Source organism: Bacillus sp. FSL K6-0042, from assembly GCF_038006685.1.
In the GTDB taxonomy this organism is placed as follows: domain Bacteria; phylum Bacillota; class Bacilli; order Bacillales; family Bacillaceae_G; genus Bacillus_A; species Bacillus_A pseudomycoides.
This window is the reverse complement of sequence record NZ_JBBOVS010000001.1, coordinates 1,728,508-1,745,274: the sequence shown is the minus strand read 5'-3', so window position 1 is coordinate 1,745,274 and position 16,767 is coordinate 1,728,508. Positions and strand designations below refer to the sequence as shown.

17 protein-coding genes and 1 other annotated feature are annotated in these 16,767 nt (G+C 35.5%); of the genes, 9 read left to right on the top strand and 8 right to left on the bottom strand.

Annotated elements, in window-relative coordinates; translation table 11 throughout:
• Nucleotides 1-92 precede the first annotated feature (92 nt).
• The 4 genes from liaF to MHH45_RS09050 all read left to right on the top strand — a co-directional run bounded on the left by liaF (nucleotide 93) and on the right by MHH45_RS09050 (nucleotide 3,055).
• Nucleotides 93-833, top strand: coding sequence for a cell wall-active antibiotics response protein LiaF (liaF, locus tag MHH45_RS09065; protein WP_016114031.1), 741 nt, complete (start codon nucleotides 93-95; stop codon nucleotides 831-833).
• Nucleotides 833-1,885 carry a sensor histidine kinase gene (locus tag MHH45_RS09060; RefSeq protein WP_016114032.1) on the top strand — a complete coding sequence of 351 codons (1,053 nt, stop codon included), beginning with the start codon at nucleotides 833-835 and terminating at the stop codon, nucleotides 1,883-1,885. The genes liaF and MHH45_RS09060 overlap by 1 nt, the downstream gene beginning before the upstream one ends.
• Nucleotide 1,886: 1 nt before the next feature.
• Nucleotides 1,887-2,519 carry a response regulator gene (locus tag MHH45_RS09055; protein ID WP_016114033.1) on the top strand — a complete coding sequence of 211 codons (633 nt, stop codon included), beginning with the start codon at nucleotides 1,887-1,889 and terminating at the stop codon, nucleotides 2,517-2,519.
• Nucleotides 2,520-2,791: 272 nt separating this feature from the next.
• Entirely contained in the window at nucleotides 2,792-3,055 is a 264-nt protein-coding gene (locus MHH45_RS09050) for a DUF3992 domain-containing protein (protein ID WP_088094147.1), read from the top strand.
• A 27-nt stretch (nucleotides 3,056-3,082) separates the two neighbouring features.
• Here MHH45_RS09050 and brnQ3 read toward each other — a convergent pair whose 3' ends face one another.
• On the bottom strand, nucleotides 3,083-4,438 hold the full coding sequence (brnQ3, locus tag MHH45_RS09045; protein ID WP_016114035.1) for a branched-chain amino acid transport system II carrier protein BrnQ3: 1,356 nt from the start codon (nucleotides 4,436-4,438) through the stop codon (nucleotides 3,083-3,085).
• Nucleotides 4,439-4,495: 57 nt separating this feature from the next.
• Nucleotides 4,496-4,756: a binding site (T-box leader), on the bottom strand.
• Nucleotides 4,757-4,799: 43 nt separating this feature from the next.
• On the bottom strand, nucleotides 4,800-6,338 hold the full coding sequence (locus MHH45_RS09040; RefSeq protein ID WP_088094148.1) for a bifunctional metallophosphatase/5'-nucleotidase: 1,539 nt from the start codon (nucleotides 6,336-6,338) through the stop codon (nucleotides 4,800-4,802).
• Nucleotides 6,339-6,644: 306 nt separating this feature from the next.
• Between MHH45_RS09040 and MHH45_RS09035 the strand changes: the two genes are divergently transcribed.
• The gene (locus MHH45_RS09035; RefSeq protein ID WP_016114037.1) at nucleotides 6,645-6,854 is read left to right on the top strand and encodes a hypothetical protein; all 210 of its coding nucleotides are present in this window, start codon (nucleotides 6,645-6,647) and stop codon (nucleotides 6,852-6,854) included.
• Nucleotides 6,855-6,889: 35 nt separating this feature from the next.
• Here the strand turns inward: MHH45_RS09035 and MHH45_RS09030 are convergent, their stop codons facing one another.
• Entirely contained in the window at nucleotides 6,890-7,666 is a 777-nt protein-coding gene (locus MHH45_RS09030) for a class I SAM-dependent methyltransferase (RefSeq protein WP_016114038.1), read from the bottom strand.
• A 111-nt stretch (nucleotides 7,667-7,777) separates the two neighbouring features.
• Here MHH45_RS09030 and MHH45_RS09025 point away from each other — a divergent pair, with 111 nt between their 5' ends.
• The gene (locus tag MHH45_RS09025) at nucleotides 7,778-8,629 is read left to right on the top strand and encodes a hypothetical protein (RefSeq protein ID WP_016131281.1); all 852 of its coding nucleotides are present in this window, start codon (nucleotides 7,778-7,780) and stop codon (nucleotides 8,627-8,629) included.
• A gap of 53 nt (nucleotides 8,630-8,682) precedes the next feature.
• Here the strand turns inward: MHH45_RS09025 and MHH45_RS09020 are convergent, their stop codons facing one another.
• Entirely contained in the window at nucleotides 8,683-8,880 is a 198-nt protein-coding gene (locus MHH45_RS09020; protein ID WP_016131282.1) for a hypothetical protein, read from the bottom strand.
• Nucleotides 8,881-9,188: 308 nt separating this feature from the next.
• Between MHH45_RS09020 and hmpA the strand changes: the two genes are divergently transcribed.
• Complete coding sequence (gene hmpA / locus MHH45_RS09015; RefSeq protein WP_016131283.1) at nucleotides 9,189-10,397, top strand: NO-inducible flavohemoprotein; 1,209 nt, start codon at nucleotides 9,189-9,191, stop codon at nucleotides 10,395-10,397.
• A gap of 21 nt (nucleotides 10,398-10,418) precedes the next feature.
• Here the strand turns inward: hmpA and MHH45_RS09010 are convergent, their stop codons facing one another.
• Nucleotides 10,419-10,931, bottom strand: a complete 513-nt coding sequence (locus tag MHH45_RS09010; protein ID WP_018764236.1) for a Crp/Fnr family transcriptional regulator — start codon at nucleotides 10,929-10,931, stop codon at nucleotides 10,419-10,421.
• A 374-nt stretch (nucleotides 10,932-11,305) separates the two neighbouring features.
• On the opposite strand from MHH45_RS09010, the gene MHH45_RS09005 reads away from it, so the two are divergent.
• The gene (locus MHH45_RS09005; RefSeq protein ID WP_003196257.1) at nucleotides 11,306-11,530 is read left to right on the top strand and encodes a hypothetical protein; all 225 of its coding nucleotides are present in this window, start codon (nucleotides 11,306-11,308) and stop codon (nucleotides 11,528-11,530) included.
• Between the two features lie 291 nt (nucleotides 11,531-11,821).
• Here the strand turns inward: MHH45_RS09005 and MHH45_RS09000 are convergent, their stop codons facing one another.
• The 3 genes from MHH45_RS09000 to MHH45_RS08990 form a co-directional block, all read right to left on the bottom strand.
• Nucleotides 11,822-12,622, bottom strand: a complete 801-nt coding sequence (locus MHH45_RS09000; protein WP_016114043.1) for a sulfite exporter TauE/SafE family protein — start codon at nucleotides 12,620-12,622, stop codon at nucleotides 11,822-11,824.
• A gap of 117 nt (nucleotides 12,623-12,739) precedes the next feature.
• Complete coding sequence (locus tag MHH45_RS08995) at nucleotides 12,740-13,738, bottom strand: inorganic phosphate transporter (RefSeq protein WP_003196261.1); 999 nt, start codon at nucleotides 13,736-13,738, stop codon at nucleotides 12,740-12,742.
• An 11-nt stretch (nucleotides 13,739-13,749) separates the two neighbouring features.
• Nucleotides 13,750-14,370, bottom strand: a complete 621-nt coding sequence (locus MHH45_RS08990; protein ID WP_000231447.1) for a DUF47 domain-containing protein — start codon at nucleotides 14,368-14,370, stop codon at nucleotides 13,750-13,752.
• A gap of 312 nt (nucleotides 14,371-14,682) precedes the next feature.
• On the opposite strand from MHH45_RS08990, the gene MHH45_RS08985 reads away from it, so the two are divergent.
• Nucleotides 14,683-16,722, top strand: a complete 2,040-nt coding sequence (locus MHH45_RS08985; protein WP_016114044.1) for a transglycosylase domain-containing protein — start codon at nucleotides 14,683-14,685, stop codon at nucleotides 16,720-16,722.
• The last annotated feature ends 45 nt before the right edge of the window (nucleotides 16,723-16,767 follow it).

Sequence of the window (16,767 nt, the reverse complement as noted above, 5' to 3'; positions counted from 1 at the left end):
AACGAGCTTATGATATAGTGATAGAAGAAAAGGTGTTGGAAAGCAATACCTTTTTCTTCTATTTATATGTGACAAGAAGGAGGGGAGCTGAAATGAAGAAACAATTTTCAAAATCACAACTAGTGGGGATGCTCCTCATCATATTTGGATTTGGTCTTTTTCTTGATATGATTCTCGGACATTTTGAACCGGGTGCTCTTATTTTTGCATTTATTATGATTATGTTCGGAAGACATTATCGGAAAAAGAATCGCTATGTGAGAGGTAATGTGTTTTTATTTGTCGGAGGACTTATTTTTTTATTCTTCCTGTTTTCATCAGCAGCCTTCGTGCTTGTTGTAGTTACTTGCTTAGCTTTCATCGGTTATCAGCTTATACAAGGACAGCAGAAGCCAAAAACTGTACAGGTAGAAATTAAGGAAAAAGGATATATAGATGAAGAAAAACAAATCTATCGTACAGAACCATATCTTAAAAATATGATGGTAGGTAACGTAAGAATGATGGATCATATTTATGAATTAGAGGATATTAATGTCCAGTACGGAGTCGGTGATGTTGAAATTGACTTGACGACGGCGATGATTCCTGAAGGAGAAACGGTTATCGTTATTCGTGGCGTTATTGGTAACATTCGTTTGTATGTTCCGTACGATATTGAATTATCTTTAAATCATTCTGTTATTGTTGGTAGAGTACTACTTCCAGGACATGAAGAGACAGGATTTAATCGGAATGTTACATTCAAAACAGAACAGTATAGGGAAGCTCCTCGGCGTATTAAAATAATTTCTTCGCTTGTCGTAGGCGATACGGAAGTGAGGAAAGTATAATGAAAAAGCAAAAGAATATTTCATGGATGTATATTCGGTACTCTATGTTATCTTCTGTTAGTATTGCAATTATTTGTACGATTGTATATGTATGGAGAAGTAGAGAAGATGTATACGATTTATTGTGGAAAGAATCCATTGCTTCTGTTCCAATTAGCTTGTTCATTATGAGCACAAGTCTTCTTATTGGGGGAATTGTTGGATATGCAATTGGTTACTATATGCAGCAGCGTATTCAAGGTTTAAATACTTTTTTATTTGAAGTAGAGCGAGGTAATTTTCCAAAAGACGTTTCGTTTACTGCAGAGGATGAATTTCATGAAGTAGAGAGAAAAGTAATTGCGCTTGCTAAGCGATTAGAGGAACAAGCCGGATTATTTCAAAAAGTAACGAATGAACGAGCTCATTGGAATGAAGAGATGAGACAAGAAGCTATTTCTCAAGAAAGGCATCGATTAGCTAGAGAACTGCATGATTCAGTGAGTCAGCAGCTTTTTGCAATGTCTATGATGATGTCAGCTATTAATGAACAGGTAGCTCAAATTCCAGAAACAACAAAAAAGCAATTGCAGCTTGTGGAAAATATGGTCGTAAATGCACAATCGGAAATGAGAGCATTGCTGCTTCATTTACGTCCTGTACAACTTGAAGGTAAAAAATTAACAGAAGGTATAGAAGAGTTACTAACAGAGCTTTCAAGAAAACAGCATATGAAAATTGAATGGTTGATTGAGCCAATTCAATTGAAAAAAGGTGTGGAAGATCATTTATTCCGTATTGTGCAAGAAGCTTTATCCAATACGTTACGGCATGCGAAGGCAAAGAAAACGGAAGTTCGTCTTCGTCAAATCGATCAATATGCAATTTTAAAAATCATTGATGATGGTGTTGGGTTTGAAGTAGGTGTCAATAAAGCTGGATCATATGGTCTGAGGTCTATTCAAGAGCGTGTTCATGAAATTGGTGGAACACTAAAGGTACTAAGTTTTCCGAATAAAGGTACACAAATTGAAGTGAAAGTACCAATTATAATAGAGAGAGAGGGGGAGTAGCATGATTAAAGTACTGCTTGTAGATGATCATGAAATGGTGCGGATGGGTGTATCAGCGTATTTATCAACTCAGCCGGATATCGAAGTGGTTGGCGAAGCTGAAAATGGAAGAAAAGGTTCAGAATTAGCATTAGCATTAAAGCCAGATATTATTTTAATGGATCTTGTTATGGATGAAATGGATGGTGTTGAGGCAACGCGTGCCATTATTCAAGAATGGCCGGAAGCAAAAATAGTTGTCGTGACAAGTTTTTTAGACGATGAAAAACTATATCCTGTTATTGAAGCAGGTGCAACGAGCTATTTATTAAAAACATCAAGAGCGAGCGATATCGCAGATGCAGTACGAGCGACTTATGATGGGGAAACAGTACTTGAGCCGAAAGTTACTGGGAAAATGATGTCCCGTATGCGTCAAAAGAAAGAACAGCCACTTCATGAAGATTTAACAGAACGAGAGTTTGAAATCTTATTATTAATTGCAGAGGGAAAGAGTAATCAAGAAATTGCGGATGATTTATTTATTGCATTAAAAACCGTAAAGACACATGTAAGTAATATATTAAACAAGTTGAATGTAAGTGATCGTACACAGGCTGTTATTTATGCATTTCGACATCAATTAACGAAATAAAATGTGGCTTCCACTGTATATGACTTGTTTCATTGGTGGACGTTGTCTTTATCCCGCTATTTACGGGCAGTAAGATCTCCACCTCAAAATTCAGTGAAAGCAAACAGGTTAGGGGGGTGGAGCAACTGCCCGTAAAAGCTTGATTGGTGAGGGTTAATAATCAGTGGGGGATGAAGAAAACCCCGTTGATTAAAGTTTTACGCTATTGACGCATTTATTTGTAAGCGTTATCATTTGATTGGAAATAGTACATACAAAGGGAGAGATTGTGTATGTTAGTTCAAACAGTATTTGAAATGGGTAAAAATAAAAAGTTAGAAAACTACGTGAATGCATTGCAAGCACTTAAGGAGCAATACGATATTGAAACAGATTGTATTGCGATAATTGAAGCGACAGAAGAATATTATTTATTTCTAGTAAAACAAACAGATTGCTATGATGTTGTGAAAGTAGAAACAGTTGATACAAACCTTGAGTATTATACGAAAGCGTATAAAATAAGTAGTTTCAGTCATACTTCCTACCAAGTGTAAAAAACCCCCTTAATCGGGAGTTTTTTACTAAGACGCTTTAGGTTCAGAAGGAGTTTCCGTTAGTGGTATTGGTTTTGTACCCTTTAATTTTGCGACTACAAGACCGATTGTTGCTCCAGCAAGCGCTGGTAATAACCAACCAATTCCTTCATTATAAAATGGAATAAATTCAAAGTAAGAGGTAATGAATGTAACAGATACATTTCCTTGCTTTAGTCCATCAAACATACTTATTACTGCAGCCCCGATTAAAGCACCAACATAAACAGAACGGTAACCACCAAAGTACTTATGGAGTAATGATAATAGTACGAGTACGATAGCAATTGGATATACAACTAGTAAAATTGGAACAGAGATTGCAATGATTTTTGTTAAGCCTAGGTTTGCTACTAGAAGTCCTAATACACAAATGATACCTGCTAGCTCTTTGTAAGAAAATTTCGCAAATAATGTTGAGAAATATTGGCTACATGCTGATACAAGTCCAACGCATGTTGTTAAACAAGCCAGTGTAACGATAACCGCTAATAAGGCAAGGCCATATGGGCCGAATAACTGTTGTACAATAACAGTAAGTAATTGACCGCCATTTTTTGCATATCCAAGTGAAACACTAGTTACACCTAGCCAGCCAAGTGCTCCATATACGAGTACGAGCCCTGCAGCTGCAATAAGTCCTGCTTTTGTCGTTGCAATTGCAACAGCTTTACGATCTTCTACACCTTTTGAGCGAATTGCATTCACGACGATAATCCCAAATGCAAGTGCCGAGATCGTATCCATTGTTAAATATCCTTCCATAAATCCTTTGAAAATAGGAGAAGTTTGATACTCTTGCATCGATGGACCTGAATTTCCGAGTGGTGTGAAAACACTTTTTACAAACAATAAGAAAATAGAGAATAGTAAAATAGGTGTTAGCACATTTCCGATACGATCAACGAGTTTAGAAGGATTTAAGCTAAGCCAAAATACGATAGTGAAAAAAATGACCGTATATATAAATAAGGATAAGCTACTAGTACGAATTGTTTCTGGTAAGAAAGAACTAACACCCATTTCGTAAGCGACGTTAGCGACACGTGGAATTCCCATGGAAGGGCCAATTGCAATATATACAACTACTGTAAATAAAATTCCAAATAAAGGGTGAACATGACTTGCAAGTTGTTGCATTCCATTTCCTGAAAGAGAGATTGCAATAACAGTTAATAACGGTAAGCCAACTCCTGTTAGTAAAAACCCGAGCATTGCTGGCCAGAAGTTTTCACCAGCGTTTTGTCCAAGCATTGGAGGGAAAATTAAATTACCTGCTCCAAAAAATAAAGAAAATAGCATAAGACCTGTGAAAAAAATATGTTTTTTTGATACAGTGTTCATTGTGTTTCCTCCTTTTATAAAAATTCATTCGTAAGAACACAAAAAACTCGCCCCTTAAAAAGGGACGAGTTATATTTACCCGCGATACCACCCTAGTTCATACACGTAGAAATACATCTATATGTATGCGGCTTTGCAACGTACAACATGATACGTGTTCCTTGTAACGGGGGACGACCGGTAAGAACTTACTACATCCTTCGGTTCTACTTCTCGGAGATGATTTTCGGTTATGAGCTGAACGTTGGCTTTCAGCAAGATGCCAACTCTCTGGGGAACAGCTGTATATAACGTACTCTTTCTCGTCAATGAATTTTGTTCAAGTATTCTGACAGTATTTTCACATGTTTTTTTCATAAAGTCAATAGATTTTTTGAATAAAATTTTGAGGGAGTGTATCTATATGAGAAATAGAACGAATAAAATTTGCAAAAGCTTCCTGATCTGTCGGGCCTTCGGAGCGATTTCTGCCCTCTTTAAATGTCAAAAATTTATCTCCTCCATTTGCTAAGAAAGAATTGACTACTACAGAGTATATTTGATCATCGCGTAATGGTGTTCCGTCATCTAATGAAATTGTTTGGACGATGCTATTTTTCCAACTATAACGAATCCCTGAAATTTGTAGCATGCGAGTTTCTTCTTTCCATTGCTCTTGCAAGACATTTCGAATTTCTTTTCCAGACAAATACATTTTAATTAATTTGTTGCCGAATGGTTGTATGAGGAAGGTATCTTCCCATGTAATTGTTCCTTTTTTTAAATTATGCCGGATGCTTCCAGGATTTACAAAAGCAATATCCGCCTGCATAGTTTGGCGCTGGGCTATTGCGAGAACTGTTCCTAAATTTGATTCGCCGTGTTCATTTTGATTACGAGTTAACTCATGGTCCGTTATTCCGAGTTGTTCCTCTACTTTAGATTGGATTTTTGAGGCGTAAGAATCTATCCAGTTTCTTGTGTGTAAATCAGGAGAAATTGCATTTTGATAGACAGGGATAATTGTTGCAGCTTTTTTCGTAATATCTTTCGTTTTACGATTTAATGTAAAGGTGACGTTTGAAAATGCTTTTCCGTATGAGTAGGCTTGAACAAGCAATTTGCCGTTCACATTTCCATTTATATAGGAGTGGGTGTGACCACCAAAAATAATATCAACATCAGGATCTATTTGAATAGCTAAATCAGCTAAAGATCCATTTGTATTACTTTCTGTCGTATTACCACCTAGGTGGGCAAGAATAACAAATGCATGAATACCTTTCTTTTGTAGTTGATACACATAAAGGTTAATCGAAGAAGCTTCATCTAAAAAACGAATAGAAGACATATCGTTGTACATTGTTAGAAAAGGAGTATCGTTTGTAGAAACGCCGATGAATGCGATTGGAATTCCATCAATCCATTTAATTATATAGGGGGGGAAGAGTGGTTGATTCGTTTCACTGTATACAATATTTGCGGATATATAAGGAAAGGAGCTACCTGAAAACGAACTTGTTTGTGTAACGGATTCGCCATTAATTAGTTGTTGCAGAGCAATGGGCCCCCTATCGAACTCATGGTTTCCTATTGTACCAACATCAAATTGAAGATTATTTAAAAACTCCATCGTTGGTTCATCATGAAAAAGTGCTGAAATCGGAGGACTCCCACCAATCATATCCCCTGTATGAACAAGTAAGGTGTTAGGGTTTTTATCGCGGTAGGATTGAATGTAAGCAGATATATAATCAGCACGCCCTACAGCTTTATCGTGCAACGCTGAAGTCGTATTTAATTGGCCGTGGAAATCATTGAGGCCGAGAATTTGCACGGATACGTCGGTAGGTGAAGAAGAAGGGGATAGAAAAGAAAAAATTAGTTTGATAAGAAAAGGGAGTAATAAGAAATAGTTCATATTGACACTCCTCAATTTAAATTATTTTAGGGTGTGGATTTTTACTTACTGCCCGTAAAGACCCGATTGGTGAGAGTTGATAATCAGTGAGGGGTGAAGAAAACCCTTACTGATGGACGTTTCACTTTATTGTATGAGAAGTGGAAGGGAATCTTTTGTAAAAAGTACGTAAAAGTATAGAGGTTATGTAAAAATTTTTTGAGAAATATGACAATTAGAACAGAAAGGCAGGAATCTTTTTTATTAATAGAGAATAATACTACAATCCACTTGCTGGAAAGAACAAACTAAAAAGAGGTGACGGAAATGCTTGCGATGGGTGTATTGTTCGGAATTATAGTGATTTGTGGTTTCATATGGTTATATTATTCGCGTTCATTTAAACAAGCAGAAGTGTTACTTTTTCAAAAAGGAAGTTTGTTGACAAGTCAGTCCAGATATTTAGTATGTCCAAAGTGTGGAAGTGCACAGGCCAGAAGTGGAGGGTATCAAGAATGTTGCAAAATTAGGTTATGAAAGGAGAAAGCCTCACAAAATTATGTGAGGCTTTCTTAAAATTTTGTAGCACTCCAAATAGTCCAGCGATCTTGTTCAATAATCGGAGCTATATTGTTTAGTTTAGAGTGAATGTGATGGAGTAATTGAGAAAGTTCATTGTCTGTTAATTCGTATAAAATGGATCGGCCTGTTCGTGGTGATAAATCTTGTAATAATGTTTCAATCGAATCATGGATTTTTCGCACTTCCCACATTGTTTGAAGGGGAAGTGGATACATGCCGTTTTGTGCGATGAGTTGTTGTATGTGCGTTGCTTTCGGTCTTCGCTTTTCCTCTATTTGAATGAGCTTAGGATAGATGGAGAAGAAATACCCACGAATATGTTCTGGGCTTCCTGGAATTGTACAATCTTCAATGGTACGATCTTGAAGAATGAGCCTTCCATTTTTCTTTAAGATACGTGAGGCCTCTTGTAAAAATTTCGGGATGTCTTGTAAATGATGGATAACAGCACGAGAAATCACAATATCAAAAGTTTCATTAGCAAACGGCATATGGTGGGCATCACCATGAATAAATGAGATGTTTGGGACGGAAGCGCAATTCTCTGTTGCCGCTTGCAACATTTTTTTTGAGAAATCGAAGCCGATGACTTTGCTAGCTCTCATAAGAGCCAGTTTTTTCGTATAAATACCACCACCGCAGCCGATATCAATTATGTTTTTACCACTTACATCAATTATATTTTGAATCATCTCACACCAAGAGGAATCTGCTTTTCGCGTGGCGTAGGTGTACTTATTATTAGCATCATGAAAATTAATGGACATGTGAAAACCTCCCTTCGTATTTAGTATATCTTATTTCATCATACATAACGTTTTTGTTTCATTTTCAAGGACAATAAGCTTTTCTTATTGTTCTAGATAGGAGAGAAAAAATTGAAAAGAAAATGGGTGTTTTTCTTACTATTTTTTTTATTAGCATCGTGTAGTCAAGTTGAACAAAAAAAGGAGAAAAAACAAGTAGAAGAGACGGTGAATCCTATGCAGGAAAGTATACAAGTAACAATTATACAAAAAGGAAAGCTTGAAAAGGTTTTAAAGCAAGAGGAAGCAAAGAAAGTGGTGGATATTATTAATAAAGCTGAGAAACAACAAATAACAGGGGGTTTTGGAGAACCAGAGTACGAAATCCAAATTGAGAAAAACGGAAAGAAGAAAATATATCGTGCATGGCTAAGAGGGGAATCTCGTCAAGGGTGGCTACAGGATGAAAAAGAGACGTATATGCTTACAAAATCTGAGACAGAGCAACTTTTATCTATACTTCCAGGTGCTACTGAGCAACAAAATGATGATACAAAAGTGAACGCTTTAATAGAAGTGACAAAAAAGGACATGCAAATTACTGCTTTTCATATTAAAACAGATGAGAAAAAAATAAAATACACAGTATTTTATACAATCTCGGATTCTTTATATAAAACTTTAGAAAAAGAAGGGGAGTATTATTTTCAATTGATTTTTCCTGAAAAAATGCAACAGGTAGTCGGAAAGAAAATGAGTGAAACTATTGCAGGAGAAAAAGTTAGAGAAGGATATAAACAATATGAAGTGAATCTTACTGTACCTATAGAGGGTGCATCAACTTCCCAGTTAAAAGCATTAGAAACTTATTATGATCATTATGATTTACAAGTATTGAATCATAAAAAAGAAAAAGTAGGTACGTTTCAAAATATTATTCAAATTGTAAAAGAGTATGGTGAAAAAATGAATTTGCAAAGATAGTCAAAAACTTTCCTAGGAAATGATAATAGAGTGAACCTAAAAGGTTCACTCTATTATTTTGTTTTGGTAGACGGCTCATTTAACGATTTTCGTGTAATAAGATAGGAAATCATAAGAGCAGAAAGAATTATAAGAATAATAAAGAGATGCTTTGGTAACAAATCTAATAGTAAGACATAGCCAACTGTATAAAAGATTAATGCCGAAGCTAAAAAAGAAAGGGCACTAATCATGAAAGATTGTAATCTCATTTTTGTCTACCTCCTTTCGTTATTAGTTTTGGCTAAAATTGGATGAAATAAACGTCATTTTTAATAATTGAACACGCTCTACAAAAAAAGAAATAAGCTATCCAAAATTTTGGTTAGCTTATTTCTTTTTGGGAAAAATATGAAGGTGTATATTTAATTCGTTAGTTTAGTAACAAATAGCGGGATAAATCTAAATCGTTCATATATTTTTCACAAAAACACCGTGTTTATAGTGATTAAAATCACAACCTTCCATTTTGGCTTCGTTTACAATAACAATATACAAGGAAATAGAGGAGTGGGATACAATGTTAAGTGCAAAAACAATTGAAATAGTAAAATCAACAGTACCATTATTACAAGAAAAAGGTGTTGAAATTACGACACGCTTTTATCAAATTATGTTCTCGGAACATCCGGAATTATTAAATATTTTTAACCATACAAATCAGAAAAAAGGAAGACAGCAACAAGCGTTAGCAGGTGCAGTGTATGCAGCAGCAACGTATATTGATAATTTAGAAGTTATTATTCCTGTTGTAAAACAAATTGCTCATAAGCATAGAAGTTTAGGAATTAAAGCTGAACACTATCCAATTGTAGGGAAATGTTTACTACAAGCAATTAAAGAGGTTGCGGAGGCACCACAAGAAGTGTTAGATGCTTGGGGAGAAGCGTATGGTGTAATTGCTGATGCATTTATTAGTGTCGAAGCAGGAATGTATGAAGAGGCAGCGGAAAAAGAAGGAGGATGGAAAGATTTCCGTAACTTTATCATTGTAAAAAAAGAGAAAGAGAGCGACGTAATCACATCATTTTATTTAAAACCAGAAGATGGAGGGAAGCTATCTTCATTCTTACCTGGTCAATATGTAACGATCCAATTAAATATAGAGGGTGAAACATATACACATAATCGACAATACAGCTTATCAGATGCTTCTGGTAAAGACTATTATCGAATTAGTGTAAAACGAGAAACAGCTACAGAGACACCGGATGGAAAGATATCTAATTATTTACATGATCACATCCAAGAAGGAGATATTCTTCCATTAAGTGCACCAGCAGGAGATTTCGTATTAAATATGGATTCAAACTTACCGATTGTGTTAATCAGTGGCGGTGTTGGTATTACGCCGATGATGAGTATGCTAAATACATTAATTGAGCAAGCTTCAAATCGTAAGGTATACTTTATTCACGCAGCATTAAATAGCAATGTGCATGCGATGAAAGAGTATGTACAGCAAGTAGAGAGCGACTATGAACAAGTAGAAGCATACACTTGTTACTCTTCGCCAACAGAACAAGACCTACAAATGAAAAACTTTGATAAAGAAGGTTTCATTGATTTAGATTGGCTGCAATCTATCATTCCTACGTCTGAAGCAGAATTTTACTTCTGTGGCCCGGTACCATTTATGAAGCATATTAATGCGGCTTTAGTAGAATGGGGAGTTTCACCTGAACACATTCATTATGAATTTTTCGGACCGGCAGCAAGCTTATCATAAGGAAAACAAAAAAACGAGGTGTTAGTTTACCTCGTTTTTTGTTTGTTCTCGTAACAAGCGATTTACTGTCTCACGACGTACACCGATAAGTTGTCCGATTTCTGTTTGTGTTAGTATTTCATAAATGGGAATTCCTCCTAAATAGAGTGCGAACCACTCTTGTAAACGGTGGAGACGTTCTTTTGGAGAAACAGTTGTTAATTGATCGATTCGTTGCTGCATCATTCGCAATTTCGTTTGTAGTTGCATGGCGATGTCAGCATATAATTCTGGATTCTCCTGTAGTTTTTCGTACCATGTATTACATACAATGGGTTGGACCTCTGTCTTAATTAAAGCGATGGCTGTACCATGATATTCTTTCGGTGAAATTAAAGAATGGTGAGGAATTGTCTCACCAGGAACGATAATATTAAATAAAAATGGTGTTCCGTCTTCTTGTAACCGAACGACCTTTAATAGACCAGTTTTAATAAAATATAAAGGTCCTTCTTCACCTTGACGAAATAGTATATCCCCTTTATGTAGAATCAATGTTAGCACCCCATTATTTAGTTCTATTAGTTTATTGTAAGTGATATACATATAAATTCAAATACAAAAGGTGATGTATATATCCATTTTGATTTTCCAGCATATAAATCGTTGCTATGAAGAACAAAATGTGACCGCACTCGTTTTTCTCTTTGCTTTCACTTGGTATAGGGACAGGAAGAGGGGCTGATTGCTTCTATGCATAGCCGGATGATCTCTCTCACTTACAAAGAAAGGTTTTATGTCAGTGTTTCAATTTGCACTTATATTGTTATAAACAGCAATTTTATTGACGAAACGTATGCTATTACAGTAGTATACTATTTAGTGTGTAATAGTACTAGCAATGAATACGCTGTAGGGGGTTTAGTATATTGTTAGATGCGAAAATGACTGATATGAAAATTCCAGCTAATGCTGTCATACATGTGGAAGAGATGAAAGGTGGAGTCGTTCTATCAGTTGAAATAGATGGTCAAATTATTTATACAATGGCTTATGACGAAGAAACGGATAGCTACGCTGAATTGTATGATAGAAATGATAAACGAGCACGTCAAGTACATGAAGATTTTATGGGGTGGTCACTCCTTCACTAAAAGATGTCAATATGACATCTTTTTTTGTTGAATCGATTGATTATACGAATTTATGTAATAAATAGATAAAATTTGTAATAATTGATTTTGCATTGTTAGCATATTGTAAAGGCAAAGTGTCCTTTTTTTCGCTATCATAGAGGTAACAGCCCAGCTATAGGAGTGTGATCACCATGGACAAATTATATATTTCAAATTTGATGTTGTTGTGTGTGTGTACAGTATTATGTTTTATTTTAGGGATGTTTTTGTATTCCTGCGTATGAAAAAACGCATTCTAAAAAGAACGCGTTAGAGGAAAGAACTGATAATCAGTTTAGTTCCAAGAATAAGTAATGTGATACGCAATAAATTGATAATCGCATTACCGCTTAATTTTGTATTAATGTAAGCTCCGATTTTTCCGCCAATCCAAGCACCTGGAATAAGAATCAATGCATAAATCCAGCTTACATTGCCAAGAGAAATATGAGTCAAAGAACTTACAATTGCTGATAAAAAGACAATAAACATTGAAGTTGCAACAGCAATTTGTGCAGGAAATGCAAAAAGAAGCATCATTGCTGGAACGAGCAATACACCGCCACCAATTCCAAATAATCCAGATATGAAACCAACTACAAATGCGATAATAATCGAAAGAAACGGTGGGAATTGATAATAAACGGTTTTACCTTCAGAATCCGTGAAAGAACGTTTAATAACAGTTGCATCTGAGAGGGAAAGAGGTTTCAATTTATCACGTAACAAGAGAAGGATAGATACAAAAATAAGGAAAATTCCAAAGTATAAAGAGAAAGAATCCTGATTCAAAAATTTGTTTGCCCACGATCCAATAATCCCTCCAGGACCGCTCCCTATAAATAAAATAAGTCCACTTTTATAATCTACTCGCTTATGTTTCATATAAGTAAGAGTAGAGGAGAGACCAGTGAAAACTACGGTCACAATTGATGTTCCAACTGCGAGTTGTGGTGATAAACTATGCAGTCCAATTAGTAAAGGGACGATGATAATTCCTCCGCCAAGCCCTACTAGGCTTCCGACTGTTCCTGCGATTAATCCAATGAAAAGTAACATGATATATTCCAAAATTGCCAACTCCTCTGTATAACTAATCCAACATTCATTATACACACTTTTTGAAAAGAAATAAGATTGTTCACAAAAAAGTCGTCTTCCTAGAAAAATAAGGAAGACGACTTTTGATTAGAAAATTAAATGTAATAGGCAATAGAATAGAGCAGCTAATGAAGCTGAAATTGGAAGTGTAATCACCCATGTAATTAACATGCGCTTTGCAGTTCCCCATTTTACACCTTTTACACGATGTGAAGCACCTACCCCTAAAATAGAAGAAGAGATAACGTGCGTTGTACTAACTGGTAAATGAATAAATGTTGCTCCGAAAATGACAAGAGATGATGATAAATCAGCAGCTACACCGTTTACAGGACGAATTTTCATAATTTGTCCCCCAACAGTTTTAATAATTTTCCATCCACCGACAGAAGTACCAAGACCCATTGCAAGAGCACATGAGAATTGAACCCATAAAGGAATATCTCCAGAATTATGAAGGCCATTTGTCATTAATGCCATTGTAATAATACCCATTGCTTTTTGAGCATCGTTTGTACCATGTGTATAAGCTTGTAGTGCTGCGGTAAACACTTGGAATAAACGGAAGTTTTGATTCGTTTTCGTTAAATTAAAGTTTTTAAAGACAACTTTAAAAATACTATACACGATAAAACCAATAACAAATGCAACGATTGGTGAAATAATTAAAGCTTCAATAATTTTAATAAATCCTTTGAAATTAATTGCACTTAGACCAGCAGCAGCAATTGCAGCACCTGCGATTGCACCAATAATTGCATGCGAAGAACTACTTGGGATTCCATAGTACCAAGTAATTAAGTTCCAAACAATTGCAGCAAGCAGAGCGGCTAAAATAACATATGATCCATGTTCTAAAGCAAAAGGATCAACAATGTCTTTTGTAATTGTTTTTGCTACACCTGTAAATGTCATTGCACCTAAAAAGTTCATAATAGCTGCCATGATAATGGCTTGTCGTGGCTTTAAAGCTTTGGTAGAAACAGCTGTCGCAATGGCGTTCGCTGTGTCATGGAATCCATTAATAAAGTCGAAAGCTAAAGCACAAATGACTATTAAAACAGTTAAAATCAAGACTGTATCCATGATCAAACTCCTTATGCGTTCTTCATAATAATTGTTTCTAATACGTTTGCAACGCTTTGACAGCTATCAGCAACTTCTTCTAGCTCTTCATAAATTTCTTTGAATTGAATGATCTTGATCGGATCTTTTTCACGAGAGAATAAATGTTTAATGGCGTGACGACGAATATCATCACACTGTGATTCGTAATCCTTAATTTTAATTGCATTTGTGCGAATGTCCACTAATTTCTTATTCGACATAAGTTCAACGGAGTTTGCAATTTCAATCGCACATTGATTAATTGCCTCCACAAATTTAATCATGTATTCATCTGCCTCTGTAATAGAATACATTTCGAATAAACCTGCACTGTGGTCTAATCCGTCTAGTACATCATCCATGCTCATTGCAAGTTGCAGGATGTCTTCACGTTCAATAGGAGTAATAAACGCTTTGTTTAGCTCCATAATGATTTCGTGAATAAATGAGTCACCTTTTGACTCATATTCTTTCATGCGCATAGAAAATTCTTTTAAATCGCTAGCATTTTTAATTTTATACTCCACGAAAAATTGCGCGCCTTCTTTTAAATTTTCAGAAACATTCATTAACATTTCAGAAAATTTATCTTTTTTAGATTTAAATACCATTATTGTTACCCCCACGAAAAGTAATATATGTAAAATATATTGGCTAGTCAATTCTAACAAAAAACTGTCGGTTTTTAAAACATTTTATCGAAAAGTTTACAAAAACTTAACATAATACATATTGATGCATTAATAATATTAATAACGACTAATGAATATCTTACTTGTAGAATGTCCTTTTCTTGCAAAAAGTATGAATGAGAAAGAAATACTTTACACTTGAAGAACTATTACGTTATTATAATAAATTTAAAAGGAGGGAGTTTCTTCCTTTTCCTGATGAAAGTGTAAATAAATGAAGGAAGTGAATAAATGAAATTGAACAACACTCATTTCAAAAAAATGCTTGAGTGGTTCAACAAGAGGAAGAAATTGCGCAATATATTATTAATTTTTGGCGGTTTTTTCGTTACCCTATTTATTGCGGTAAATATAATGATCTCCATTCAAGACATATCTGCATTAAAACAGGCTGTTCCGCAGCCAACACTTATTTACGATGCCAATAAAGAAGTGGCAGCAAAGCTATCTTCTTCCAAGGCGGAAGGTATTAAAAGAAAAGATATTCCCGATATTATGATTCAAGCGGTTGTAGCAGTAGAGGACAAAGAGTTTTTTAGCCATCATGGTATTGACTATAGTGGGATTATGAGTGCCATATTAAAAAATATTACGGCGGGAGAAGTAGTTGCTGGTGGCAGTACAATTACACAACAGCTTGCGAAAAATGTATTTTTAACACAAGAACGTACATTTTCACGTAAGTTTAAAGAGTATTTTTTGACGAAGAAGATAGAGCGTACGTATACAAAAGATGAAATTATTGAAATGTATATGAATCAAATTTATTTTGGTGAAGGAGCTTGGGGGATAAAAAAAGCAGCGAAATCATATTTCGATAAAGAAGTAAAAGATTTAACAATAGCAGAAGCTGCGACAATAGCAGGATTAATTAAGGCACCGTCAACCTATTCACCATATAAAAATTTTAATAAGTCAATTGAAAGACGGAATGTTGTTTTAGCACTAATGAAAGAGCAAGGGTATATTACAGAAAATCAATACAAGAAAGAGCAAGAGACAGGCCTTGCATTACGACGAGGTGTTGATGATAAGTATAAAGGAAAATATTCGCAGTATGTGGATTATATTGTACGTGAGGCAATGGAGAAATATGAATTGACGCAAAATGAAATTTTAGCTGGTGGATATCGTATTTATACAGAGCTTGATCCGAAAAAACAACAAGCAGTAGAAGATGTTGTGAATAATGATAATTATTTCCAAGGGAGTAACGCTGATCAGCCTATGCAAACGGGCGTTGTTTTGATGGACCCGAAAACTGGTGGTGTACCCGCACTAGTCGGCGGGAGGGGGACGTATCAATTTTTGCAATTTAACCATGCAACGCAATTAAAAAGGCAACCTGGTTCAACCCTAAAGCCTTTTGCCGTATATGTACCAGCATTAGAACAAGGATATGAAGTATATGATGTTTTAAAAGATGAGCCGCTTAATATAAAAGATTATGCGCCCCAAAATAGTGATCATGCTTTTCATGGTGATGTTACAATGTATGAAGCGATTGCTAAGTCCTATAATGTACCAGCTGTTTGGTTGTTAGAACAAATTGGATTGGAAAAAGGTTTGAAGTCATTAGAGCGTTTTGGTATCCCACTACAAGCAGAAGACCGTACTCTTCCTATTGCTTTAGGGGGAATGCATACTGGAACTTCTCCATTTGTAATGGCTCAAGCTTACGCTACTTTTGCTAACGATGGTGTACAAGTTGAAGGGCATGCAATCCGGGAAATACAGAATGCTGAGGGAGAAACAGTTGGGAAATGGTATAAAAAAGAAACCCGTGTAACGAGTGAGAAAGTTGCTCAAAAAATGACGTACTTATTAAAGGGTGTTGTTGAAAAAGGAACGGGTGAAAAAGCAAAGGTGAAAAATATTGATACTGCTGGAAAAACGGGAACCACTCAGCTTGTGGATGGTCCAAGCAGCGGAGCGAAAGATTCTTGGTTTGTTGGCTATACACCGGATTTAGTGGGGGCTATTTGGATAGGATATGATAAAACAGACAGTGAGCATTATGTGCCAGGTGGTAGTCAAATTACAACGACAATGTTTCGAGATATTATGAAAAAAGCTGATGAAAACCCTAGTCAAAAAGCATTTCAATTATCGCTTATATCAGAAGCTGACTATTCGAAACAATTAAAGACAATTGAAGAAGAAAAGAGAAGAAAAGAAGAAGAGAAAAAGCGTCAAGAAGAAGAAAAACAGAGAAGAGAACAACAAAAAGAATGGATTGATAAAGTAAAAGAGTGGATTCCATTTTTGTAAAAATAAAAAGAGACGAATGATTATATTCGTCTCTTTTTTATATGA